This is a genomic window from Nisaea sp. (assembly GCF_965216895.1).
In the GTDB taxonomy this organism is placed as follows: Bacteria; Pseudomonadota; Alphaproteobacteria; order Thalassobaculales; family Thalassobaculaceae; genus Nisaea.
Genome location: NZ_OZ244205.1, coordinates 4,159,609 through 4,181,656 on the forward strand (window position 1 = coordinate 4,159,609; position 22,048 = coordinate 4,181,656).

21 protein-coding genes and 1 tRNA gene are annotated in these 22,048 nt (G+C 63.9%); 9 read left to right on the top strand and 13 right to left on the bottom strand.

The window, feature by feature from the left end; genetic code table 11:
• Positions 1 to 27: 27 nt before the first annotated feature.
• The gene (locus ACOOE1_RS19730) at positions 28 to 2,931 is read right to left on the bottom strand and encodes a DUF4347 domain-containing protein (RefSeq protein WP_420403915.1); all 2,904 of its coding nucleotides are present in this window, start codon (positions 2,929 to 2,931) and stop codon (positions 28 to 30) included.
• Between the two features lie 408 nt (positions 2,932 to 3,339).
• Here ACOOE1_RS19730 and ACOOE1_RS19735 point away from each other — a divergent pair, with 408 nt between their 5' ends.
• The gene (locus ACOOE1_RS19735; RefSeq protein ID WP_420403916.1) at positions 3,340 to 4,290 is read left to right on the top strand and encodes a hypothetical protein; all 951 of its coding nucleotides are present in this window, start codon (positions 3,340 to 3,342) and stop codon (positions 4,288 to 4,290) included.
• Positions 4,291 to 4,414: 124 nt separating this feature from the next.
• Here the strand turns inward: ACOOE1_RS19735 and ACOOE1_RS19740 are convergent.
• Positions 4,415 to 4,491: transfer RNA gene (locus ACOOE1_RS19740), tRNA-Pro, on the bottom strand.
• Between the two features lie 87 nt (positions 4,492 to 4,578).
• Positions 4,579 to 5,595, bottom strand: coding sequence for a polyprenyl synthetase family protein (locus ACOOE1_RS19745; protein WP_420403917.1), 1,017 nt, complete (start codon positions 5,593 to 5,595; stop codon positions 4,579 to 4,581).
• A 154-nt stretch (positions 5,596 to 5,749) separates the two neighbouring features.
• On the opposite strand from ACOOE1_RS19745, the gene ACOOE1_RS19750 reads away from it, so the two are divergent.
• From ACOOE1_RS19750 to ACOOE1_RS19760, 3 genes are read left to right on the top strand one after another with little or no spacing between them, the layout of a single operon-like run.
• The gene (locus ACOOE1_RS19750; protein ID WP_420403918.1) at positions 5,750 to 5,968 is read left to right on the top strand and encodes a DUF2007 domain-containing protein; all 219 of its coding nucleotides are present in this window, start codon (positions 5,750 to 5,752) and stop codon (positions 5,966 to 5,968) included.
• Positions 5,946 to 6,722 carry a tRNA1(Val) (adenine(37)-N6)-methyltransferase gene (locus ACOOE1_RS19755; RefSeq protein ID WP_420403919.1) on the top strand — a complete coding sequence of 259 codons (777 nt, stop codon included), beginning with the start codon at positions 5,946 to 5,948 and terminating at the stop codon, positions 6,720 to 6,722. Before ACOOE1_RS19750 ends, ACOOE1_RS19755 begins: the two co-directional genes overlap by 23 nt.
• A gap of 11 nt (positions 6,723 to 6,733) precedes the next feature.
• On the top strand, positions 6,734 to 7,591 hold the full coding sequence (locus ACOOE1_RS19760) for a S49 family peptidase (RefSeq protein ID WP_420403920.1): 858 nt from the start codon (positions 6,734 to 6,736) through the stop codon (positions 7,589 to 7,591).
• Positions 7,592 to 7,594: 3 nt separating this feature from the next.
• On the opposite strand, the gene ACOOE1_RS19765 is transcribed toward ACOOE1_RS19760, so the two are convergent.
• Positions 7,595 to 8,578 carry a zinc-dependent alcohol dehydrogenase family protein gene (locus tag ACOOE1_RS19765; protein WP_420403921.1) on the bottom strand — a complete coding sequence of 328 codons (984 nt, stop codon included), beginning with the start codon at positions 8,576 to 8,578 and terminating at the stop codon, positions 7,595 to 7,597.
• Between the two features lie 142 nt (positions 8,579 to 8,720).
• Between ACOOE1_RS19765 and ACOOE1_RS19770 the strand changes: the two genes are divergently transcribed.
• Together ACOOE1_RS19770 and ACOOE1_RS19775 are read left to right on the top strand one after the other, a co-directional pair.
• Entirely contained in the window at positions 8,721 to 9,275 is a 555-nt protein-coding gene (locus ACOOE1_RS19770; protein WP_420403922.1) for a GNAT family N-acetyltransferase, read from the top strand.
• Between the two features lie 30 nt (positions 9,276 to 9,305).
• Entirely contained in the window at positions 9,306 to 9,530 is a 225-nt protein-coding gene (locus tag ACOOE1_RS19775) for a hypothetical protein (protein WP_420403923.1), read from the top strand.
• A gap of 15 nt (positions 9,531 to 9,545) precedes the next feature.
• Here ACOOE1_RS19775 and ACOOE1_RS19780 read toward each other — a convergent pair whose 3' ends face one another.
• On the bottom strand, positions 9,546 to 10,259 hold the full coding sequence (locus ACOOE1_RS19780) for a Fe2+-dependent dioxygenase (RefSeq protein WP_420403924.1): 714 nt from the start codon (positions 10,257 to 10,259) through the stop codon (positions 9,546 to 9,548).
• A 179-nt stretch (positions 10,260 to 10,438) separates the two neighbouring features.
• On the opposite strand from ACOOE1_RS19780, the gene ACOOE1_RS19785 reads away from it, so the two are divergent.
• Entirely contained in the window at positions 10,439 to 11,125 is a 687-nt protein-coding gene (locus ACOOE1_RS19785; protein ID WP_420403925.1) for a GntR family transcriptional regulator, read from the top strand.
• 116 nt (positions 11,126 to 11,241) lie between these two features.
• A complete protein-coding gene (locus ACOOE1_RS19790) occupies positions 11,242 to 12,165 on the top strand; it encodes a DMT family transporter (RefSeq protein ID WP_420403926.1) in 924 nt (307 codons plus the stop codon).
• A 10-nt stretch (positions 12,166 to 12,175) separates the two neighbouring features.
• Here the strand turns inward: ACOOE1_RS19790 and ACOOE1_RS19795 are convergent, their stop codons facing one another.
• The 7 genes from ACOOE1_RS19795 to ACOOE1_RS19825 all read right to left on the bottom strand — a co-directional run bounded on the left by ACOOE1_RS19795 (position 12,176) and on the right by ACOOE1_RS19825 (position 19,906).
• The gene (locus tag ACOOE1_RS19795; protein ID WP_420403927.1) at positions 12,176 to 13,063 is read right to left on the bottom strand and encodes an endonuclease/exonuclease/phosphatase family protein; all 888 of its coding nucleotides are present in this window, start codon (positions 13,061 to 13,063) and stop codon (positions 12,176 to 12,178) included.
• Positions 13,064 to 13,152: 89 nt separating this feature from the next.
• Positions 13,153 to 14,121 carry an ABC transporter ATP-binding protein gene (locus tag ACOOE1_RS19800; protein WP_420403928.1) on the bottom strand — a complete coding sequence of 323 codons (969 nt, stop codon included), beginning with the start codon at positions 14,119 to 14,121 and terminating at the stop codon, positions 13,153 to 13,155.
• The gene (locus ACOOE1_RS19805; protein ID WP_420403929.1) at positions 14,118 to 15,122 is read right to left on the bottom strand and encodes an ABC transporter ATP-binding protein; all 1,005 of its coding nucleotides are present in this window, start codon (positions 15,120 to 15,122) and stop codon (positions 14,118 to 14,120) included. Before ACOOE1_RS19805 ends, ACOOE1_RS19800 begins: the two co-directional genes overlap by 4 nt.
• A 36-nt stretch (positions 15,123 to 15,158) precedes the next feature.
• A complete protein-coding gene (locus ACOOE1_RS19810; RefSeq protein WP_420403930.1) occupies positions 15,159 to 16,067 on the bottom strand; it encodes an ABC transporter permease in 909 nt (302 codons plus the stop codon).
• A gap of 4 nt (positions 16,068 to 16,071) precedes the next feature.
• Positions 16,072 to 16,989, bottom strand: coding sequence for an ABC transporter permease (locus tag ACOOE1_RS19815; protein WP_420403931.1), 918 nt, complete (start codon positions 16,987 to 16,989; stop codon positions 16,072 to 16,074).
• A gap of 107 nt (positions 16,990 to 17,096) precedes the next feature.
• On the bottom strand, positions 17,097 to 18,614 hold the full coding sequence (locus tag ACOOE1_RS19820; protein WP_420403932.1) for an ABC transporter substrate-binding protein: 1,518 nt from the start codon (positions 18,612 to 18,614) through the stop codon (positions 17,097 to 17,099).
• Between the two features lie 239 nt (positions 18,615 to 18,853).
• Entirely contained in the window at positions 18,854 to 19,906 is a 1,053-nt protein-coding gene (locus ACOOE1_RS19825; protein ID WP_420403933.1) for an Ldh family oxidoreductase, read from the bottom strand.
• A gap of 123 nt (positions 19,907 to 20,029) precedes the next feature.
• On the opposite strand from ACOOE1_RS19825, the gene ACOOE1_RS19830 reads away from it, so the two are divergent.
• Complete coding sequence (locus ACOOE1_RS19830; RefSeq protein WP_420403934.1) at positions 20,030 to 20,944, top strand: SMP-30/gluconolactonase/LRE family protein; 915 nt, start codon at positions 20,030 to 20,032, stop codon at positions 20,942 to 20,944.
• On the opposite strand, the gene ACOOE1_RS19835 is transcribed toward ACOOE1_RS19830, so the two are convergent.
• Complete coding sequence (locus ACOOE1_RS19835; protein WP_420403935.1) at positions 20,941 to 22,011, bottom strand: radical SAM protein; 1,071 nt, start codon at positions 22,009 to 22,011, stop codon at positions 20,941 to 20,943. The genes ACOOE1_RS19830 and ACOOE1_RS19835 overlap by 4 nt on opposite strands.
• Positions 22,012 to 22,048: the final 37 nt, after the last annotated feature.

Below are 22,048 nucleotides of genomic sequence, written 5' to 3' on the forward strand. Positions count from 1 at the left end.
TCGGAAAGGTCCCGTCGACGCGGCCGGTCAGGCGAAGAGTAAATTGACGTCTTCGATCCTCGAGACGCCGATGAGGGTTACGGTGGTGCCGTCTGCGGTGAGGGCGAGGCCGGTTTCGGTCGTGCTCGATGTGAGGGTGGTTCCGGCGTCGAACTGCAGGGTGTCGCCCTCGGCCTTGTCGTAGTCGGCGACGGTGTCGTCGCCGTCTGCAAAGGCGAAGACGAAGGTGTCTGCGCCGCGGTTTCCGAACAGCAGGTCGTCGCCCGCTCCGCCGGAGAGCGTGTCGCCGTCCTGCCCGCCATAGAGCGTGTCGCTGCCGAGATTGCCGCAGAGCATGTCGGCGGCCTTGTTGCCGTAGATCAGGTCGTTGTCCTGTCCGCCATAGATGCTGTCGGCATCCTGTCCGCCGAACAGCATGTCGGCGCCCTGGTTGCCGTAGATCAGGTCGCTGCTCTGGTTGCCGTAGATCAGGTCGATTCCGATTCCGCCGTGGATCTGGTCCTCGCCCGCTTCTCCGGAGACGCGGTCGTTTCCGTCCGCGGCATAGATCGTGTCGTCGCCGCCATAACCGCGCACCACATCGTCGTCCGCGAGAGCCGAGATCGTGTCGTTGAAGCTGCTGCCGAGCAGGAGGTCGATCTCCGCCGTGCCGACGATCGCTTCGGCGGGCGATGGGGGAACCGCTCCGACATCGGTCAGGGTGACGTCGTTCCCGGTGTCGCCGGCATAGCTGATCTTGTAGATGCGCCCGCCGGAATTGAAGGTCGCGCCCTCGGCAAGTCCGGAGAATGTTCCGGTCACGGCGTCGGCTCCGTCATTGGCGATAAGTGTGAAGAGATCGCCGGTCGAGGATGTGAAGCCGACGCTGGTTGCCAGGGTCGCGCCGGTGACGTCGACGGAACCGGTGACGTCGATCTGGTCGTACTCTGTGCCCGCGGTCGTGCCGTTGATCTCGAAACGGCCGGTCGAGCCGGAGGAAAGGGTGAGATTGCCGGTGGAGAGCGTGCCGGGACTGTTGCCGGGGGCGAGCGTGCCGCCGGAGGAGACCGTGACGCCGCCGCTGATGCTGCCCGATCCGCCGAGAGTGGCGCCGGAGGAGACCGTGACCGCGCCGCCGCCGTTGATCGCGCCGTTTACGGATAGACTTCCGGAGGAGACCGTGGTCGTGCCGCTGTAGGTGTTGGTCGCGGAGAGGGTCAGGCTGCCGGCACCGTCCTTGGTGAGATTGTTTGCGCCCGAGATTACGCCCGAGAGCGTGACGTCGGCGCTGTTGGTGATCGTGGCGTTCGAGGAGAGCGCGACGGCGTTGTCGATGGTGGTGGCGCCGGTGACGGTCAGGTTGCCGCCGTTCAGCGTCACGCTGCCGGTGCCGAGATTGCCGTCGGCGGAGACGGAGAGGGTGCCGTTCGAAACCGTCGTGGTGCCGCTATAGGTGTTGGTTCCCGACAACGTCAGCGTGCTGGCACCGTCCTTGGTGAGGTTGTTTGCGCCCGAGACGACCCCCGAGAGCGTGACGTCGGCGCTGTTGGTGATCGTGGCGTTCGAGGAGAGCGCGACGGCGTTGTCGATGGTGGTGGCGCCGGTGACGGTCAGGTTGCCGCCGTTCAGCGTCACGCTGCCGGTGCCGAGATTGCCGTCGGCGGAGACGGAGAGGGTGCCGTTCGAGACGGTGGTCGTGCCGGTGTAGGTGTTGTTGCCTGAAAGCGTGAGCGTATTGGCGCCGCTCTTGGTCAGGTTTCCGGCGCCTTCGATGACGCTCGAGACTATCACATCCGCGCTGTTGTCGATCGTGCCGCCATTTCCGACGGACAGATCGTCGAGATAGATCGTATTGTCGATCGTCGTCGCGCCGGTAACCTTCAGGGTGCCGCTCGCGAGGGCCAGTTTCCCGCTTCCGAGCGCGGCGTCGCTGCCGATCGACAGGGTATCGTCATTCTTGACCCGAATGGAAACCGCGCCCGTGGCATTCCCGATGCCGCCGGTCGACTTGACCATCGAGTTGGTGCCGCCGAGGACGACCGTGACGTCGGTACCGTCGTACCCGATATCCAGCACCCTGTTGCCGGTGATGTTCGAATTGACGGTGAGTGTCTGTGGAGTGGTGACCCCCCCGATGAACAGGGTGTTGTTGCCGGTCCCGAGGTTCAGGTCGTCGCCGGTGATGAGTATGTTGTATGTGCCGCCGGTGAATCTGATGGTTACATCGGCCGGATTGCTGAGCGTGACCGCCCCGCTGTTGAGGGTGATTGTCTGTGTGACGCTTGGTGGCGGAACACCGGGCAAGCCGTTGAAATTCAGGAGTGTGTCTCCGGAAGCAGATCTCAGGGTGCCGCCCCCGGAATCGTTCAAGGTGGAGACGGTGCCCAGCAGGCCGGGCCAGGTCTCGTGCGCGCGGGCGAAGGCGCTGGCCGGATGACGTGCGCCGTGCCGCGGGTGCGAGGCGGAGCCGACGTCGAAGCGCCAGTCGCCGCCGCGCGCGGGCGATCCGGTCGGGGTCGAGGAGGCCAGAACCCGCGCGCCGGTCGCCTCGGCCAGGCCGGCGACCAGGGCCCGTCCGGCATTGCCCTGTCCCGCGGAGCAGCCATAGAGCAGGATTGTCGCGTCCGGGGCGAGATGGCGGCGCCAGCACCTGCCGAGCACGGCGAGCCTGCGGGCATCGAGGCTGCGGCCGCCGAGGATCAGCCGGCCCGGCGCGCCATGGCTGACGAGATGCAGGACATCGACCGGACCGGGCGCCGACGCGAGCGCCGGGGCGACCGGGTCCGCATCCTTGGCTGCGGTGCGGAGCACGAGGATGTCCCGGTCCGCCCCGGCGGCAAGAAGATCCGGAAACGGCGTCGCGGTATCCAGCACCGCGACGGCTCTCGGCAGCCGTCCTTGCCGGGAGAAAGACATCGAATCACTGTCGCCATCAATGGTCGCAGGAAGCATTTGCCAGCCCTTCACGTCGAGAGGATGGGGGCGTGACGACGTCTTGCCTCAGGGGCGCGCGGCATTCGGGAAGAACCGGTCCGATTTCGCACCACCCGGCGCCGCAGTCTCGACCGTGTCACAGTGCCGGCACATTAATTCGCGCAACCGGCGCCCGTGACTGGAATGATGAGAAATTCCAAAGAGGACGATTTTTCCGGATTTTCCAGGTTCGATGAGTTTCAGTGAAGAATTATTTATTTATTTGGATAAATTTCTTTTTATCTGTCTTTTCGCGGATTGGGCCGGATTTAGTCTGCATTTCGGAAGAATCCGTGCGCACATTTCCGACTTCACATGGCCGGTGTTTTATGCGAACCGACTGGCGGTTAATCAGCGTATTTCCAAATTTTCCAAAGTGACACTCAGGTGAGCGTGACAAGCGATAAGAAACAGTCTCCCCGGCACTTTGCCGACAAGCTTCGGCTGATCATGCGGGTGACCGGCTGCGAGACACAGAAGGCATTGTTCTCGCGGCTGAAGTCGGTCAATCCCGATACCGGCTATGACCCGGTCCGGGCCTACAAGTGGGTCCAGGGCCGTTCGAGTCCCCGGAACAAGGCGGTCTATGACGATCTCGCGATGCTGCTGGACCTCGACATTGGCGGCGAGTGGCTTCGGACCTGCAGCTATACCGCCTTTCATGCCCGGCTCGTGAACCGGTTCGGCGCCAAGGTGCCTCCGCTGCACCGCGAGCAAAGCAACCCGCAATCCAGTCATGGGCAGGAGATCGCCGCCGAGTCGCTGGCGCTACCCGGGTATCTCGCCGGACGTTATCTGTCGGTTTCCCGGAGCTGGACGCCGCACAGGCCCGGCACCCTGATCACCGGCATCACTACCGTGAGCGACGGGATCGCCGATGCTGCCGAAATCGAATATGTCGAACATCTGCCATGGGGCGAATTGCGGCTGTCTGGAACTGTGCGGCGGGTCGGACGGAACGTCTCGGCGCCCTTGCGGAGCGGCGGCTCCGAAATGACAATCAATTTCACCTATGCATTGCCGCCGGCGCCGGGCGCCGTTCTTGCCGGGGTCATGAGCGGCGTGACCCTGAGCGATGCGGAAATGCGCCCGGTTGCCTGCCGCGTGCTCGGCCTGCGCTTGCCGGAGGCTGCCGGTCCGGATCCCGAAATCAGCGGATACCTGGAGCCGGAGCAACCGGAACTGGAAACGCGCCTCGTCGCATGCGGTTTTTCCGCCACGCAGGCGGCAGATTTCGCGCCGGATATCCTGGATTTCCTGATGGCACCCGGTGACCGCGGCGTGATCGAAGCGCCGATGACGATGGTCAACGCGCTGATCGGCAAGGTGCTGGGCTAGATGCCGCAGACGTTGCGGTCGTGCGTGACATCAGCAACGGCGTGCAGTACCGGACATCTCTTCGAGAGACGATCCGGAGCAGGACCGATCAACAGGTTTTCCGGGATGAGGCAGTGAGATTGAATGGTCGGGGAGAGAGGATTCGAACCTCCGGCCCCTGCCTCCCGAAGACAGTGCTCTACCAGGCTGAGCTACTCCCCGACCGACGAGAGGGCGCTATATAGCGCGCGCCCCGGGCCGCATCAAGCGGTGATTTTCATTCCGTTACAAGTTTTTGCGCGCACCGGCTCAATAGGCCCGTTCGACGCAGAAATCGACCACGTCGATCAGAGCCTGCTTGGCCGCGCCGTCCTCGAAAAGGCCGAGCGCGTCGCGCGCGATGGCGGCGTAGTGGCGCGCACGCTCCAGGCTGTCGGCGAGCGTGTTGTGCTTCGCCATCAGGGCCTGCGCATGGGCGAGGTCGCCGTCCTGCTGGTCGAGCTCCTGCAGGGTGCGGCGCCAGAACGCGCGCTCCTCGTCGTCGCCACGGCGGAAGGCGAGGATCACCGGCAGGGTGATCTTGCCCTCCTGGAAATCGTCGCCGACGGTCTTGCCGAGCTTTTCCTGTTGCGCCGAATAATCGAGCACGTCGTCCACGAGCTGGAAGGCGATGCCGAGATTCATCCCGTAGCTCTCGAGCGCCTGCTGCTCCGCCTTCGGGCGTTCCGCAACGACGGCGCCGACTTCGGCGGCGGCGGCGAACAGCTTGGCCGTCTTGCCCCGGATCACCTCGAGATAGGCGCTCTCGTCGGTTTCGGTGTCGTTGGTGGTGATGAGTTGCTGCACCTCGCCCTCGGCGATCACCGCGGAGGCCTCGGAAAGGATCCGCATCACCTCGATCGAGCCGTCGGCGGTCATCAGCTGGAAGGAGCGGCTGAAGAGGAAGTCGCCGACCAGAACGCTGGCCTGGTTGCCCCAGACCGCGTTCGCGCTTTCCCGGCCACGCCGCAGTTCGCTCTCGTCGACCACGTCGTCATGCAGAAGGGTGGCGGTATGGATGAACTCGACGCAGGCCGCGAGTTTCACGTGCCGTTCGCCCTCGTAGCCGCAGAGCGCCGCGGCGCCGAGGGTCAGCATCGGTCGCAGACGCTTGCCGCCGGCGGCGATCAGATGTCCCGCGAGCTGCGGGATCAGCGCCACCGGGCTCTGCATGTTCTCGATGATGGTCTTGTTGACCCGCTCGAGATCGGCTGCCACCAGATTGGCGAGCCCCTCTATGGAAGCCTTGCGCTTCCCGCTGTCCCCGAAATCCACAACCACGCCCAAGGCAAACTCCGTGTCGCTTGACGCCCTCAAATTGCGCAGCGAGCATAGGTCCGCATTTCGGGCGGTCAAGTCTCGCGCCCGCGTTCCGGAACAGTGCCGTTCCATATGGTGCCGGCTGTGGCCCTTACGAGACACAAGACCCCGGGGATTGCCCATGAAGGAACTGCTGCGCTCGACCGATCTTGTCCGGCTCTCCTTCCTGACGGCGCTGCTGCGCGATGCCGGGGTCGAACCGCTGGTGCTGGACAGTCACATGAGCGTGCTTGAAGGCAGCGCCAACGCGATTCCGCGCCGGCTCGCCGTCCGCGACGAGGATTACGGTCTGGCGAAGCGCGTGCTGGAGGATGCCGGTGAGCCTCTCGACGAAGACTGAAGCCGAGGTGGAGATCACGGAGGACAGCCTGCTCGGCGGCAAGGTGCGGTTTCTGCAGCCCGCCGCCGGCTACCGCGCTGCCGTCGATCCGCTCCTGCTGTCCGCGATGGCGCCGGCGGAGACGGGCATGAAGGTGCTCGATCTCGGCTGCGGCGCGGGGGCGATCCCGCTCTGCCTGCTGGCCCGCGTGCCGGAACTCTCGGTGACCGGGATCGAGGCGGAAGAGACGATGTGCAGCCTTGCCGGGCGGAACGCCGATCTGAACGGCGTGGCGGAGAGGTTCGAGGTCCGGCATGGCCGGATCGAGGCGCGGCCGCCGCTTTTCGAGGAAGGCGCGTTCGATCTCGTGCTGTCAAACCCGCCCTACCAGATGCCGGAGACGGCCGATCCGTCGGTCAACCGGCTGAAGGCGACGGCGCATGTCGAGGCGGGTACCGTGGCGGCGGACTGGATCGAGGCCGCGTTCCGCGCTCTGCGCCACAAGGGACGTTTCGCCATGATCCAGCGGACGGACAGGCTAGCCGACCTGCTGGCGCCGCTCGACCGGCGTTTCGGCGGGATCGAAATCCATCCGCTCTACCCGAAGCCGGACCGACCTGCAAAACGGGTGATCCTGATCGCCCGCAAGGGTGTGCGCACTCCGCTTGCCCTTTCAAGCGGGGTCGTCCTGCACAATATGGATGGGAGTTATTCCCCGGCCGTCGCCGCCGCGCTCGAGACCGGGTGTGCGCTGGCGGCGGCCTCACCCGAATAGAGGAGCAGAAGATGCCCCGTCGCCGCTGGTCGTGGCTCAACCCGTTCCACCCGCGTGATCCGGAAGTAGCGGTCGTCCGCCTCAAGGGGCCGGTCGGCGACCTCGGCGCGTTCCGCCAGGGTCTCAATATCGAACGTTTCGATGGAATCCTCGAGGCGGCCTTCGCCTCCGGCCGGACGAAGGCGGTGGCCTTGCTGATCAACTCTCCGGGCGGCTCGCCGGTGCAGTCGGACCTGATCAAGACCCGGATCGAGTCGCTGGCCCGCGAGCATGAAAAACCGGTCGTCGCCTTCACGGAGGATCTCTGTGCTTCGGGCGGCTACTGGATTGCCCAGGCGGCAGACGAGATCGTCGCGCATCCGTCCTCCGTGGTCGGCTCGATCGGCGTCATCACGGCGGGATTCGGCATGCAGGAGGCGATCGCCAAGCTCGGGATCGAGCGCCGCGTTCACACCAAGGGCACGGCGAAGGGCATGCTGGATCCGTTCCGGCCGGAGAAACCCGAGGATGTGGAGCGGCTCGAGGCGCTGCAGCAGGACCTCTACGAGGGCTTCAAGAAAGTGGTTCGCCGGCGCCGTGGCGGGAAACTGAAGGGCGAGGACGAGGAGCTGTTCAGCGGTGCGGTCTGGACCGGCGAGACGGCGCTCGAACTCGGCATCGTCGACAGGCTCGGCGATCTGCGCACAGTGATGCGGGAGCGTTACGGCGAGGACGTGCGGTTCCGGAACTACGGCCCGCGGCTCTCCTTCTGGCAGCGGCTTCGGCGCGGCGGCCGGTCATCCGGCCCGGCGGGCGAGGCTCCGTCCCTCGCGCACGGGCTGATCGCGGCGATCGAGGAGCGGCTGCTCTGGAACCGCTTCGGGCTCTGAAGGTCAGCCGTTGGGTCGCAGCAGAACCTTGCCGCCGCGGCCCTCGCGCTTGGCGTGGGCCATCGCCTGCTGGATGTCGTCCAGCCCGTAGCGCGCCTCGACCGCGACCTTAAGCGTGCCGTCGACGAAATAGCCGGACAGATCGCCGTAGAGCTCCTGGATCTTTTTCTTCGACATGCCGCGCATCAGCTTGGCCAGCCAGAAGCCGGTCAGGGTGATGTCCCGGAAGACGACCTGATGCGGGTCGATCACGCAGGGATCGCCGCTCAGCAGGCCGTAATTGACGATGGTGCCGCCGGGCGCCAGGCACTCGGCCATGTCCTGCACCGCGTTGCCGGCGACAGCATCGAGACCGAGCCTGATCTCGGCGCCGTTCGTGGCCGAGGCGACCCGTTCGGCGAGGTCCGGTCCCTCGAGAACCACGATGTTGGCGCCCATGTCGTGCATCGGCCTGATGAGTTCCTTGCGGCGAACGACGTTCACGGTGTGCAGGTCGAGCCTGCGGGCAAGTTTGATAACGTCGGTGCCGACGCCGGAATTCGCGGCGTTCTGGATCACCCAGTCGCCGGGCTTCAGCTTCACATACTTCTGCAGCATCAGCAGGGCGGTCGCCGCGTTGACCTTCATCATCGCCGCCTGTTCGGGATCGATCGTCGCCGGCAGCTTCACCAGTTGCGCCGCCGGGAGTGTCAGTTGCTGGCTCCAGTTGGCGCGATGGAGGCTCATCGCCAGATCGCCGACCGCGAGATCCTTGACGCCGTCCCCGACGGCTGTCACCCGCCCCGCGCCCTCGATCCCGAGAGGAGAGGGCACCTCCGGAATGCTCGCGTAGTTGCCTTCGATGCCGAGAATGTCGGCCGGGTTGATCGAACAAGCGATCAGTTCGATCGTCGCCTCGCCCTTGCCCGGTGCCGGGGCGTCCGGAACATCCTTGCAGACGACGACCTCTTCGGCAGGTCCGACACGTGTCAGTTCAGCGGCTTTCATTCTGGCTCTCCCTCACTCCGTACGCGGACGCCGTTGCGGTTTCTGCAGCGTCGCCATTCAGAAATGCCTCATCAAGCCAGTAATTCAACACTTACTTTCAGGAATGCTGTGTCCGGCGCACGGCCCCTGATAGACTCGTCGCATGGACAGGCTATCGGCACAAAGAATTCTCAGGCGGGCTCCGGAGCGGCTGAAAACCGACCGTCTTCTCTTGCGGCGCTTCGAGGAGGCGGATCGCGCTGAGATGGTCCGTTTCTACGGTGACCCGGAGGTCATGGCGATCCGGAAATACGGGCCCCGGGATCCCGGGGCCGCGAGTGCGGCCTTCGATGTTCTGATGCAGCAATGGGAAACGCGCGGCTTCGGCCTCTATGCGGTCGTCGAGCGCGAGAGCGGCGCGTTCTGCGGCGAATGCGGCTTGCGCCATGTCGATGACAGCGCGGAGATCGAGCTCTCCTACGGGCTCTTCCCGCCGTTCCGCGGCAAGGGCTATGCGACGGAGGCAGCGCGTGCCGCGCGTGATGTCGCCATGGCCGTGCTCGAGCTTTCCGAGCTCGTGGCCTTCTCGCGCGGCGACAATGCGGTCTCGCACAAGGTTCTGGAGAAGCTCGGCATGGTGCTTGTCGAGCGCCGCGAGGTGGCGGCGCACGGTCACGGTGTCGTCAAGTACCGGCTGGATCGAATTTCAGACTCTTGAACTCCCGCCGCGATCAGCTAAAACCATCACATGTTCAGTCTGCAAAAAATCCTCGTTCTCTTCGCTGTTCTCGCGGCCATCTGGTACGGCTTCAAGCTGGTCACCAGGCTCGATCAGGCGCGCAAGCAGAAGCTGAAGGAAACCGCACGGAACGACGCTACGCCCGGCAGCTCTTCGAAAGAGGACGGCGTTGTTGACCTCGTCCAGAATCCGGACGGGACATACGGCGCGAAGAACAAGGACCGCAGTGCCTGAACGCAAGGGCTGCGCTCAGCGCATCCTTTTCTGCAGGTTGCCCCGGACCTTTTCCAGTTTCAGCGTCAGGAAGGTCGAGAGCTGCGGGTTCTGTTCCGCGTTCTGCGATACCGCGTTCAGGCATTGCAACAGATCCGCGTTCATCTGGCGCATGAACGGATCGGCGATCTCGCTTTCGATCCAGGTGATCGCGGCGACACGTTCGCCCGCGGTGACCGGATTCACCCTATGGATCGAATTGGTGGCGTAGAGCACGGCGCCCCCTGCCGGCATCTTGAAGCTGGGGGCGAAGGTCATGTCGCTGTCGATCACGAGTTCGCCGCCTTGGTAGCTCTCCGGATCGGAGAGAAAAATCGTCATCGAGAGGTCAGAGCGCAATTCCTCGGACGTACCCCGATTCATGATGTTGTTGTCCATGTGGTCGCCATAGGTACCGCCCTTGGCAGTCTTCGAGACCAGGAACTTGCCGATTTTCGACGGCGCCGCGAGGAACGTGAAGAGCAGGGACTCCCGGCGCTGGTAGTCGCGCAGCACCGTCGTGATGGCATCGGAAATCTGTACCCGCAGGTCGCTGTCGGCCGCCAGTTCCAGGTTCTTTTTCCTGCCCTTCTCCTTTCCGGCCGTCTGGCTTCCATCCACCCAGGCATCCGGCTCGGATTTCATCCTGTTGTTGATCTCGGCGACGAGCTCCTGTGGCAGGAGATTCGGAATCGGATAGACGTATGGCATGGCGGGACCGGTTTCATTCTTTGAAGGCGGGACACCCTAGCCGACCCGCAAAGTCCGGGCCAGCGACATCTCCATGGCTCGGGACTTCTTGGTGGGAGCCGGACGGCGGTTACATTAAGGTGACTCTTCGGTTCGTGTATCCGGCGCCGATCGGCCGCCGGGCAGAGAGTGGAGCGGTCATGGCCCGCAAGCGTCTAGCGAAGGATGGTCACTGCGCCCCGGCAGGGGAGCCTCGTGGCGAGACGGCCTATCTGAGACTGAAGGAGGCCATTCGCTCGGGCGAACTGAAGCCGGGCCAGCGGGTGCGCGAAAACGAGATGGCGGAGAAACTCGATGTCAGCCGGACGCCGGTGCGCGAAGCTTTCCGGCGCCTCGAGGCGGACGGGCTGCTCAGCTTCGCGCCTTATCGCGGCATGGTGATTTCGGAGCTGGACCACCAGGCGATCATGGAGCTCTATTTCATGCGCGAGGTTCTTGAGGGCACGGCGGCGGGGCTCGCGGCGCGCCGGGCGTCGGAGGCGGAGGTCGCGATCCTGGAGGAGTTGGTCTCGCTGGATCCGGGCAGCAAGGGGCGGCCGTCGTCGGTGGCCGGGCATAACCGCCGTTACCACAGCGCGCTCTATCACGCGGCCCATAACAGGTATCTTCTGAAGACTCTCAATGTGCTGCAGGACGCGATGGCCCTGCTGGGGCCGACGACCATGGAGGTCGAAGGCCGTTCGGAGGAGGCCAAGAAGGAGCACGCCGCGATCGTCGAGGCGATCGCGGCGAAGGATGCGGAACTGGCCGAGCGGTTGATGCGAGAGCATATCCGCGGAGCCCAGAAAGCGCGCCTTCATCTGCTCGCCAGCGTCGAGGAGGACTAGGGCGGCCCGATATTCTTGCCTGGTCGGTGACTCCCGGTTGCGCGAAAGGCTGTTTTTATTTCCCTGATATGAAATAGTAGAGGGCAATAAATCCTTATTCTTTCCGACAGGCAAAGATGATCCTCGCCCTGTTCCGAGAGCTCCAGTCCCGGTTCCTCGCCATATCGCCCAATGTTCAGGGCATGATCTGGATCGCCCTTTCCGGGCTGGTCTTTTCCAGTTTCATGGCGATCGTGCGCTATGTCGGCGCGACTCTCGATCCGGTACAGACGGGCTTCCTGCGCTACGCCTTCGCGCTCGTTTTCATGGCTCCGTTCTTCCTGAAGCTGCGGCCCTCGGATGTCCGCAACGCCAGGCTCCCGATGCATGCCCTGCGCGGGTTCCTGCATGGCGGCGGGGTACTGCTCTGGTTTTACGCCATGTCGCGCATGCCGCTGGCGGAAGTGACGGCGATGGGCTTTACAGCGCCGGTCTACACAACGCTCCTTGCCGCCCTCTTTCTGGGCGAAGCGATCCGCATCCGGCGCATGATCGCCATCGTCACCGGCCTGCTCGGTGCGCTGATCATCATCCGCCCGGGTTTCGCGGTCGTCGATCCGGGGGCAATCGCGATGCTGATCGCGGCGCCGGTCTTCGCCTGCGCCGATATCGTCGCGAAGAAACTGACGCTGACCGAGAGCGGCCCGGCGGTGGTCGCCTATCTCTCGGTCTTCGTCACGCTCTTCACCCTGATTCCCGCGATCTATGTCTGGCGCTCGCCGACTTTCGAGGAACTGGTCCTGGTCGCCATCACCGCCGGGCTGGCGACGCTCGGGCACCTGTTGATGACCCAGGGCTTCAAGGTCGCCGAGATGTCTGCGATCCAGCCGATCAAATTTGTCCAGCTGATCTGGTCCGCCATCATCGGTTTCGCGATCTTCGGCGAAGTGCCGGAGATCTTCACATGGATCGGTGCGGCGATCATCGTCGGCAGCGTCTCCTACATCGCACACCGGGAAGCGGTAGCGCGGCGTGGGCGGAAGGCGAAAACAAACGCATGAGCCGCGCAACTCAGAGGTCGAATTCGACGAAGATCGGGTAGTGATCGGAGGCGGTGACCTCTGTCGCGACCCGGCTGCCCGTCACCTTCGCGGCCAGATCGTCGGTTACCAGCACATGGTCGATCTTGTAGTCGCCCTCGCGGGTGTAGATCGTCGAGACACCTTCCTCTTCGTGCCCCGAGACGACCCAGGTGTCGACGAGCTGGTCGTAATGCCGCGCGCGGCCGTGCTTCGGGTGGGGATCGCCGCAGAGATGTGCGTATTCCTCGGATGTCGGGCGGCAGTTGAAATCGCCGGCGAGGATGGCGCTGTTCGGTGCGGGGACGAACGGAAGACCCTCCGTCCAGTCGAAGGCCGAGTCCGGCGGCAGCGGATGCGGAGCGTCGATCGGTGCGCCTTCGTAAGGCGCGCGGAAAATGTATTCGCGCAGCGCCTCGACCTGCGGCATGCGGTGGGACGGCGCCTGGTGGCCGAGGTGGGTGCTGTAGACCCGGATCGGACCGCTTGGCAGTTCGACGATGGCCTCGACGGCACAGCGCTGCAGGTCGAACACGCCCGGAGACGGTTTCTTCCTCAGGTGCAGGGTGCGGGAGGCGGAGATCGGCCAGCGGCTCGCCACCATGTTGCCGAAGGTGCGGCGGCGGTTCACCACCTTGCCGGCCTCGTCCCGGAAGCTCCCGTCGACATCGAAGGTGGAGCCGAAGACGTAGAAATAGTTCAGCCGCCCGGCGATGGTCGCCGCCTGGTCCTCGAAATCGTCGCGCGGCCAGCCCTGCACGACTTCCTGGAAACAGACGATGTCGGCCTCTGCGACCGCGTCGGCGATGCGCGATGTATCGAATTTTCCGTCCTGGCCGAGGCCGAACTGGATGTTGTAGGTGGCGAAGGTGAGCGTCATGACGGTCCCGGAATCTGAGGAGCGAGTGGACGGCAGATTATCCGCTGACCATGACGCTCGAATGACTCGCTAGCGGAGACCCAAGGACCTTACGCGTAGAGATGACATTCGACCTTGCCGTCGGCGTCCTGGATCACCGGCGGATTGGTCTGCGAGCACGGTCCGAAGGCCTTCACGCAGCGCGGATGGAAGGTGCAGCCGCTCGGCGGGTTGATCGGATTCGGGAAGGCAATGCCGAGACCACTGTCCGGCACGCCGAGGCCCGGCTCCGGTGTCAGCACCGAGCCGAGAAGTGCTTCGGTATAAGGGTGCCGCGCCTTCTCGAACAGGGCCGCTGTATCGGTCTCCTCGACGAGGCGGCCAAGATACATCACCGCCACCTTGGTCGCGATATGCTCGACCACGGCGAGGTTGTGGCTGATCAGAACGTAGGTCAGGTCCAGTTCCTCGCGCAGATCCATCAGCAAGTTCAGGATCTGCGACTGTACCGAGACGTCCAGCGCGGAAGTCGGCTCGTCGCAGATGACGATTTCCGGCTTCATGATCAGCGCGCGGGCGATGGCGACGCGCTGGCGCTGACCGCCGGAAAGCTGGTTCGGGTAGCTGTCATAGACCCGGCGCGGCAGACCGACGATATCGAGGATGTCCTCGACCGACTTGCGCCAGCTCGACGGCTCGCCGACCTTGTGGACGCGCAGCGGCAGCGAGACGATGGAGCCGATGGTCTTGCGCGGGTTCAGCGAGGAATAGGGGTCCTGGAAGATCGGCTGGATGCGGCGCGCGATCTCGGTACGGTTGCCGCCCTGGTAGGCCGGCTCGCCGTCGATGAAGATCTCGCCAGCTGTCGGCGGTTCGAGACCGAGCAGCATCTTGGCGAGCGTGGACTTGCCGCAGCCGGATTCGCCGACCAGGCCGAGCACGTCGCCCTTCTCGATTTTCAGCGAGATACCGTTGACGGCGTGCAGCGGCTGTTTCGGGCTGAAGATGCCGCGGCGGATCATGAAGGTCTTGGTCACGTCCCGCATTTCGAGGACGGGAGGGATGGGCGCTCCGGTCATGCGGATACAAGCTCCTTGGCATTGGCTTGGCAGGTCGCGACATCGAGGGTGCAGCGATAGCCGCGCCCCGGGCCGAGCGTGTGATAGGGGTCCTGGGTGTCGCAGGCGTCATGCGCGAAGGCGCAGCGGTTGCGGAAGCTGCAACCCCGGATGTCGCCGATCAGCGTCGGCACGATGCCGGGAATGGAGCCGAGGCGGGAACCGCGCGCGGTCTTGCCCGGTACCGGGATGCAGTTTATCAGGCCCTGGGTATAGGGGTGCAGCGGTGCGTTGAAGATCTCCTCGACCGTGCCGGCCTCGACGATCTTGCCGGCATACATCACGGCCACCTTGTCCGCGACCCGGGCGACGACGCCGAGATCGTGGGTGATCAGGATCAGCGCGGAGTTGAATTCGTTCCGCAGCTCGGCCAGCAGGTGCAGGATCTGCGCCTGGATGGTGACGTCGAGCGCGGTTGTCGGTTCGTCGGCGATGATCAGTTCGGGATCGCACATCAGCGCCATGGCGATCATCACGCGTTGGCGCAGGCCGCCCGAAAGCTGGTGCGGATACTGCGAGAGACGGCTTGCCGCCGCGGTGATGCCGACCCGTTCCAGCAGGTAGATCGCCCGCTCGCGGGCTTCCCTGTCGCTTGCCTTCTTGTGCCGGACATAGGGCTCCATCAACTGGTTGCCGATGGTATAGGCCGGGTTCAGCGAGGTCATCGGTTCCTGGAAGATCATCGCCATCCGGTTCCCGCGGATAGCCGAGAGTTCCCTTTCCTTCAATCCGAGCAGATCGGTGCCGGTGAATTCCATCCTGTCGGCTTTGATCTTCGCCCGTTTCGGGAGCAGGCCCATGATCGAGAGCGAGGTGAGGGACTTGCCGCAGCCGGACTCGCCGACGATGCAGAGAGTCTCGCCTTTCTCGACGGAGAAATCGATGCCGCGCACCGCATGCAGGTCGCCGGCCGCGACCGGGATGTCGACCGTGAGGCCTTTGACTTCGAGAACGGCTGACACGTTACACTCCAGTTCGGGTGGGTCGGGTTGCCTGCATCAGTTCCGGGCCTCCGGCGCGGTCACGTCGCGGATGCCGTCGCCGACCAGGTTGATCGCGAGCACGAGCAGGAACAGGGCGACGCCAGGAATCATGATCATCCAGGATTCGAAGAGAATGTAATCCTTGCCTTCCGAAACCATCAGGCCCCAGGACGGGGTCGGGGGCTGAACCCCCATGCCGAGGAAGGACAGGGCGGCTTCGAGCAGGATGGCGTGCGCCATCTCCAGGGTCGCCACCACGATCAGGTTGTTGACGATGTTCGGCATGATTTCGGTCAGCAGGATGCGCGGCGTGGAGCAGCCGACCGCGCGGGCCGCGGCGACATAGTCCATCTGCCGGATCTGCTGGGTCGCAGAACGCATGACGACGGCATAGCGATCCCAGAGCAACAGTCCCAGCACGCTGATGACCACAGTGAGAGAGCCGCCGATGAGCGCCACGACGGCAAGGGCGACAAGGACGACGGGCATCGAGAGGCGCACGGTGATCAGGAAGGTGACCACCATGTCGACGCGGCCGCCGAAATAGCCCGCCGCGACGCCCATCGCGGTGCCGATGATCCCGGAGATGGTGGCTGCGGCGAACCCGATCAGCAGAGAGATCTGGGCGCCATACATCAGTCTGGAAAAATAGTCCCGGCCGAGCTGGTCGGTGCCGAGAATGTGATTCCAGTCCCCGGTCACCCATACAGGCGGCTGCACTCGTGCGAGCAGTTCCTGGAAATACGGATCGTGCGGCGCGAGGAAGGGAGCCGTCAGCGCCATGAGGAACATGATTCCGAGGATGCTGCCCCCGATTATCAGTCCGCGATGGCCGAAAATGCGACGGCGGAGCTGCTGGCCCGGCGTCGGGCCGACAATGTCCTCTGCCGCCGGAAGTCCGCGATTTGCAACGGTCGTCGTCATGGCGTCAGCCCACCCGGATCCGCGGATCGAGCCAGGCATTCAGCAGATCCGAGAGAAAAGTGAGAACGATGTAAAACAGCGAGAAAACCAGCACCACGGCCTGCACCACCGGCAGATCGTTGCGGCCGATCGATTCCCAGGCGAGATAGCCCGCCCCATGCAGCGCGAAGATGCTCTCGATCACGATGGACCCGCCGAGCATGAATCCGAACTGAACGGCCGCAAGAGAGACCACCGGGATCACCGCGTTGCGCAGCGCGTGCTTGAACAGCACGACATGTTGCGGCAGCCCCTTGGCCCGTGCGGTGCGTATATAGTCGGAGCCGAGCACTTCGAGCATACCCGTTCGGGTCAGCCGCATGATGGCCGGCGTCGCGTAGTAGCCGAGCACGACGGTCGGCATGATGAAATGTTCCCAGCTCTCCGATCCGGTTGTCGGCAAAATCGGATACCAGACGGCAAAGATCACGATCAGCATCAAGGCGAACCAGAAGCTTGGCATTGCCTGGCCGACCACCGAGATGCCCAGAGCCAGCCGGTCTATCAGGCTGTTCGGCCGCATCGCGGCAAGCACGCCGAGGGGGATAGAGAGGATGATCGCGAAGCTGATGGCGCAGACGCCGAGCGTCATCGAGACCGGCAGACGTTCGAGCAGCAAATCTGCGACCGGGAGCCTGAAATAGAAACTCTGACCGAAATCTCCGCGAATGGCCTTGGCGGACCATTCCAGATATTGCACGTAGATCGGCCGATCGAAGCCATAGAGTTCGCGGATATATTCGATATCCGCATCGCTCGCCGTCTCGCCGGCCATCGCAACGGCCGGATCGCCGGCCAGGTAGGTCAGGGAGAAAGTGATCCCCGAAACCGTGACGGCGACGAGAAAAGCCACGACCAGGCGTTTCAAAGTGTAGACCAGCATGCCTCTAAATCCGATATGGCCGGGTACGCAAGGGAATGTGCCCCTCCCGGCTCTACCTATTGATCCCGATCCCGGCTGGTGCCGGGATCGGGACGGAAAGGTTCAGCTTACTTCCACTTGGCGGTGAAGAAGCGCGGGATCTCGTCGGAGGTCGGGGTGAAGTCGAGATCCGTCGAGAACGCGTAGTTCGTGTTGTAGGACCAGAGCGGCAGCCAGTAGGCCTGGTCGGCGATGCGGTTCAAGGCTTCGCTGTAGGCTTTCTTGCGGGCCGCCGGGTCGACCGTGGTGTCGCCTTTGTCCAATGCCGCTTTCACCTGATCGTCAAGGGCGAGGTCGTCCTTGCCGTGGGTAAAGAAGTTGCTGGTGATCGCGGAGACGTCGTTGATCGAGTAGGAGCCCCAGGTCATGAAGGCCATCGGCACTTCCTTCGCCCGGATCTTGTCCCGCAGAGCGGCGTATTTCAGGTAGCCGAAATTCACCTTGATGCCGACCGCGTTCAGGAACCCGATCATGGCCTCGGCGTAATCGCGGTTGCGGTACGCAAAGAACGGAATTTCAAATCCGTCCGGGTAACCGGCCTCGGCCAGCAGGGCCTTCGCCTTGGCTGGATCGTAGGGATACTTGGTCACGTCCGTGTCGCAGCCGAACTGGCTCGGGAAACAGGCGGAGTGGACGACCTGTGACTTTCCGCGGACCAGAGCCTTCACAATGGCGTCACGGTCGATCGCATGTGCGATGGCCTTGCGGACCAGCGGGTTCTTCAGCGGCGTGTCGCCGGTGACGCCGGCGGCATCCATGGTGATGTAGCCGATCCGGAAGGTCTGCTCGTTGACGACCTGCACCTTGCCGGAAGACTGCAGGCGGTCAGCCTGGTCCGCCGGGACCCGCCACATCCAGTCGGCACGACCGGCGAGCAGTTCGGCGATCTGGGTGTTGCGCTCCGGGATGGTGCGCTGGACGATCTTGCCGATGGTCGGCGTGCCTTTCGGACCGTCCTTCATGTAGCCATCGAACTTCTCCCAGACGACCCTCTTGCCGGGCTCGAGTTCGACAACCTTGTAGGGGCCGGAGCCAACCGGCTTCTGACCCATGCCGTCCGGCCCGACTTTCTCGTAATAGTCCTTCGGGTAGATCGGCACGGAACCGGAGACGAATTCGAGCGCAGCCGGGAACGGCGCTTTCAGGATCACCTGGACCTTGTACTTGCCCAGCTTCTTCGCTTCCTTGATCCAGTTGACGTTGCGCTGGGTCTTCACACCGTTGTCCGGATTGGAAACCCAGTTGTAGGTGTAGACGACATCGTCGGCGTCGAGTTCCTCGCCGTTATGGAAGGTCAGACCCTCACGCAGCTCGAACTCCAGCGTGACGTCGTCGACCCACTTGTAGGACTTTGCGATCAGCGGCACGTAGTCCATCGTCTTCGGATCGCGGTACAGCAGGCCGTCCCACGTCAGTCGGGAGAAGATGATGCCTTCACGGGCGGTGTTGAAATAGTTGTCGACGTTCTCCAGCTCGCGTTCCCACACGATATTCAAAGTGTCGTCGGCCTTGCCGGCGAGAGCCGCCGGGATTGTCGAGACGAGCGCCAGCGAAGCCAACGCAGACGCAGCAAGAATTCTCTTCATGTCCACTCCTGTTCGTTTCCGGTTTCTTGGGTGGCGGAGGAGGCGTCCGTTGCCGACCCGCCGTCGGACAGAATGTCCGGACCGTTTGAAGTCGAAAGCATCGCAGGCTGAAATGCCCTTGGCAAGGGATTGAACCCGTCGCGCCGAGGAAACATTGCGTTGCAGCAACGCAATGTTTCGCGCAGGCGTTGAGTAATTAAAGTGTATATATTTTAATGGGTTAGGTTTCTTCTTGAGCTTCAGATCGGATTTGGTGTCGCCAGTCCGTATTTGTCCGCCCACGGGGTGAGCGCTTCCATAATGCCGGGATACAGACCAAGCCCCGATGCGTGTGCCTCGGCCCTCTTCGTCTGCGCACTTCCTCCCGGCAGGCGGACCGGCGGTCCGCCCGCAACCGGTTTGTTCGCGAGACAGCGCTCGACGATGTGATCGATCTGCCGGGTGAAGGCAGCGCTGCCGGAAAAGGCGGTCGGATCGCTCACCTGGATATGGACCCCGGCGCCCCAGCCTTCGGCAGGATCCGCCCGTCCATGACCGGCGAGGCCCTGCGTCAGGGCTTCGATCATCAGCGCAAGGCCGTAACCTTTGTGGCCGTATTCCTTCCCGCCTATCGGCAAGATCGTGCCCGGGGTATCGGTGAACAGCACCGCCGGGTCGTCGCTCGCCGTGCCCTGCGCATCCTGCACCCACTTTCCCGGAAGCTTCTTGCCTTCTCCGTGAAGGCGTCCGGTCAGGCCGTTCGTCGTGATCGAGGCGCTGGTGTCGACCAGGATCGGGTCGCCGCCGGTCGGGATGCCGACCGCGATCGGGTCCGGAGTGAACAGCGGTTCGGTCCCGCCATAGGGTGCGACGCTGGCCACAGCCGGGTCGGAGGACGTGATCTGGACCATGCAGCCGTGCCGGGTCGCCCGCTCGAGGAAGACGGCGAGACAGGCGATATGGTGGCTGCGGCGGATCGCGATGCTGGCGGTGCCGTATAGTTTCGCCCGCTCGACCCCGAGATCGACTGCCCGTGCTGTCAGCCAGACGCCGGGCAGGCGGCGGCCGTCCCAGGTGACGGCGGCGCCGCGGTCGCTCAGCACTTCCGGCCCGCCCCGCTTCTCCATCGTTCCGTCTTCAAGGGCTTTCAGGTAAGGGGCGCAGAGCTGCAAGCCGTGGGTTGTATGGCCCATGAGATCGGCCTCGACCAGGAGAGGGCCGATCGTCCCTGCCTTGTCCGCGTCAAGCCCGGCCGCTTCGAACAGTCCCGTGGCGAAGTCGGCCAGGGCCTTGGCATCGTAGCGCTCTTCCATCGTTTCCCCCTGCAATCCCTACTGTTGAGAGGAAGCCTGCCGACTTGGGCCGAAAATGGGAAGACCTCACGTCCGGCTTGCGCAAGAATGACCGCGCATTTCATCCGGTTGGGGGGACGGGACATGGCCGCGAGCGATTATGAGATTCGGGACGAGCGGTTCAGAAGAAGCGTCAAGATCATCGAGACGGTGGAACGGCTCTGGACCGGAGGGAAATGGACCGAGGGACCAGTCTATGTCCCGGCCTATAAATCGGTGATCTGGAGCGACATTCCGAACGACCGGCGGCTGCGCTGGGACGAGTGCTCCGGCGCGGTCGGCGTGTTCCGCGCCAACGAGAGCGCCAATGTGAACGGCAGTACCCTCGACCGCGCGGGACGGGTGATCTGCTGCGAGCATGGCAGCCGCAGCGTCACGCGGACGAACCATGACGGCACGATCGAGACCCTCGCCGACCGCTTCGAAGGCAAGCGTTTCAACAGCCCGAACGATGTTGTGGTGAAGTCGGACGACTCGATCTGGTTCACCGACCCGGCCTACGGAATCGAATCGGACTATGAAGGTTTCGAGAGCGCGGAGGAGATCGGCGGTCAGCATGTCTACAGGATCGACGGCAACACGGGCGCGATCACCCAGGTCACCGACGACTTCACCTGCCCGAACGGGCTCGCCTTTTCGCTCGACGAGTCGAAGCTCTACATCGCGGACAGCGGCGCGACGCGCTATCCGGGTGCTCCGAAACATATCCGCGTCTTCGACGTGACGGAGGACAACCGGCTGACGGGCGGGGCGGTCTTCGCGGAGTGCGAAAACGGCGTTTTCGACGGTTTCCGCTTCGACAATCGCGGCCGGATCTGGACCAGCGCCGCCGATGGCGTGCACTGCTACCACCCCGATGGAACCCTGATCGGAAAGATCTTTGTTCCGGAGACGGTCTCGAACCTCTGTTTCGGAGGTCCGAAGAGGAACCGGCTCTTCATCACCGCGACGACAAGTGTCTATTCGGTGCTGCTCGCGACCAGCGGACCGCGGTCCTAGTCAGCCGCGTCCCGGTTCTTTAGGGAGAACCGCTTGAGCCGCGCCTCCTCGAGCACGCCGGCCAGCACTTCGGTGTGGAAGCGGTCGCAACCGATACAGAGATTGCGGTAGGGGCGGCCGTCGACCGTCACCGTCTCCGATTTCTTGAGGAAGGTCTCCACATCCCAGCCGTGGGCGATCCCCATGCGTTCCGGATGCCCCATCGAGATCGCCTCGAAGGCCGGATGGCCGACCAGGCTGTCGATGATGTCTTCCAGCCGTTCCTCGGTCAGGTTGCCGAGCGGCGCCTTGGTCTTGAGGCAGCACGGGAAGACGTCGCCGTTCGGGTCGATGGAGACCTCGGAGCCGGAATAGCGCCGGTTCAGGAAATTGAGGCCGCCGGACCAGGCATTGCAGAAATTGTCGGCGATGGTGGCGCGCGACAGGCCGTTCGACCAGGCCCGCCCGCGCGGCCAGATCTTGCCGATCCAGGCGTCCTCGGTGGCGCCGAAGAAGGAGAAGGCCGGTCCGCCGTCTTCCCAGGCGCGCTTCGCGGGTTCGTGCACGAAGGGGCGCATCCCGGCCGCCTCGAACCAGCGGACCAGTTGCTCCTGCAGCGGGACCCGTTTCTCGCCTTCCATGCCGACATGGAAGTCGTCCATGCCCGCGACGGAGATCATGTAGATGCCGCGCTCCAGGAGTTCCTCGATGATCTTCTCGGTCAGCAGGTCGCCGGTGGTCTGCACCACGAGCTTGACCCCGCCCTGTGCACGGTACTTGTCCCGGATCTGTTCCAGCGCCGGATAGAGGATGGTCTCGCGCACCGGGTCGATCAGAACCTCGCCGCCGGAAACGATGATCCGGCTGGTGCGCTCGACATAGCCGCCGGGCGCGGAATCGTCCGGCTGTTCGAGGTCGAGATAGGTCAGGCGCTCCGGCAGGTTGGCGATGATCTTCGGGAAATTCTCCTCCGCCGCGCTGACGACCGCCTTCAGTTCGTCGCGCACATAGGGCCGGAAGCGCTCCTCGTAGCAATGCTTGCAGCGCCGGTGACAGGCCCATGAGAGGACGTAATAGATACTTTCCATTGGCATTTCCCATATTCGCCTGACATGGCATATGCCC

Coding starts and splice junctions, on each gene's coding strand:
- ACOOE1_RS19795 (WP_420403927.1), bottom strand. CDS start 13,063: ATGACGCTCACCTTCGCCACCTACAACATCCAGTTCGGCCTCGGCCAG.
- ACOOE1_RS19730 (WP_420403915.1), bottom strand. CDS start 2,931: ATGCTTCCTGCGACCATTGATGGCGACAGTGATTCGATGTCTTTCTCC.
- ACOOE1_RS19820 (WP_420403932.1), bottom strand. CDS start 18,614: ATGAAGAGAATTCTTGCTGCGTCTGCGTTGGCTTCGCTGGCGCTCGTC.
- ACOOE1_RS19785 (WP_420403925.1), top strand. CDS start 10,439: ATGGCCCGCAAGCGTCTAGCGAAGGATGGTCACTGCGCCCCGGCAGGG.
- ACOOE1_RS19765 (WP_420403921.1), bottom strand. CDS start 8,578: ATGAAAGCCGCTGAACTGACACGTGTCGGACCTGCCGAAGAGGTCGTC.
- ACOOE1_RS19760 (WP_420403920.1), top strand. CDS start 6,734: ATGCCCCGTCGCCGCTGGTCGTGGCTCAACCCGTTCCACCCGCGTGAT.
- ACOOE1_RS19800 (WP_420403928.1), bottom strand. CDS start 14,121: ATGACCGGAGCGCCCATCCCTCCCGTCCTCGAAATGCGGGACGTGACC.
- ACOOE1_RS19825 (WP_420403933.1), bottom strand. CDS start 19,906: ATGGAAGAGCGCTACGATGCCAAGGCCCTGGCCGACTTCGCCACGGGA.
- ACOOE1_RS19775 (WP_420403923.1), top strand. CDS start 9,306: ATGTTCAGTCTGCAAAAAATCCTCGTTCTCTTCGCTGTTCTCGCGGCC.
- ACOOE1_RS19830 (WP_420403934.1), top strand. CDS start 20,030: ATGGCCGCGAGCGATTATGAGATTCGGGACGAGCGGTTCAGAAGAAGC.
- ACOOE1_RS19780 (WP_420403924.1), bottom strand. CDS start 10,259: ATGCCATACGTCTATCCGATTCCGAATCTCCTGCCACAGGAGCTCGTC.
- ACOOE1_RS19810 (WP_420403930.1), bottom strand. CDS start 16,067: ATGACGACGACCGTTGCAAATCGCGGACTTCCGGCGGCAGAGGACATT.
- ACOOE1_RS19835 (WP_420403935.1), bottom strand. CDS start 22,011: ATGGAAAGTATCTATTACGTCCTCTCATGGGCCTGTCACCGGCGCTGC.
- ACOOE1_RS19770 (WP_420403922.1), top strand. CDS start 8,721: ATGGACAGGCTATCGGCACAAAGAATTCTCAGGCGGGCTCCGGAGCGG.
- ACOOE1_RS19815 (WP_420403931.1), bottom strand. CDS start 16,989: ATGCTGGTCTACACTTTGAAACGCCTGGTCGTGGCTTTTCTCGTCGCC.
- ACOOE1_RS19790 (WP_420403926.1), top strand. CDS start 11,242: ATGATCCTCGCCCTGTTCCGAGAGCTCCAGTCCCGGTTCCTCGCCATA.
- ACOOE1_RS19750 (WP_420403918.1), top strand. CDS start 5,750: ATGAAGGAACTGCTGCGCTCGACCGATCTTGTCCGGCTCTCCTTCCTG.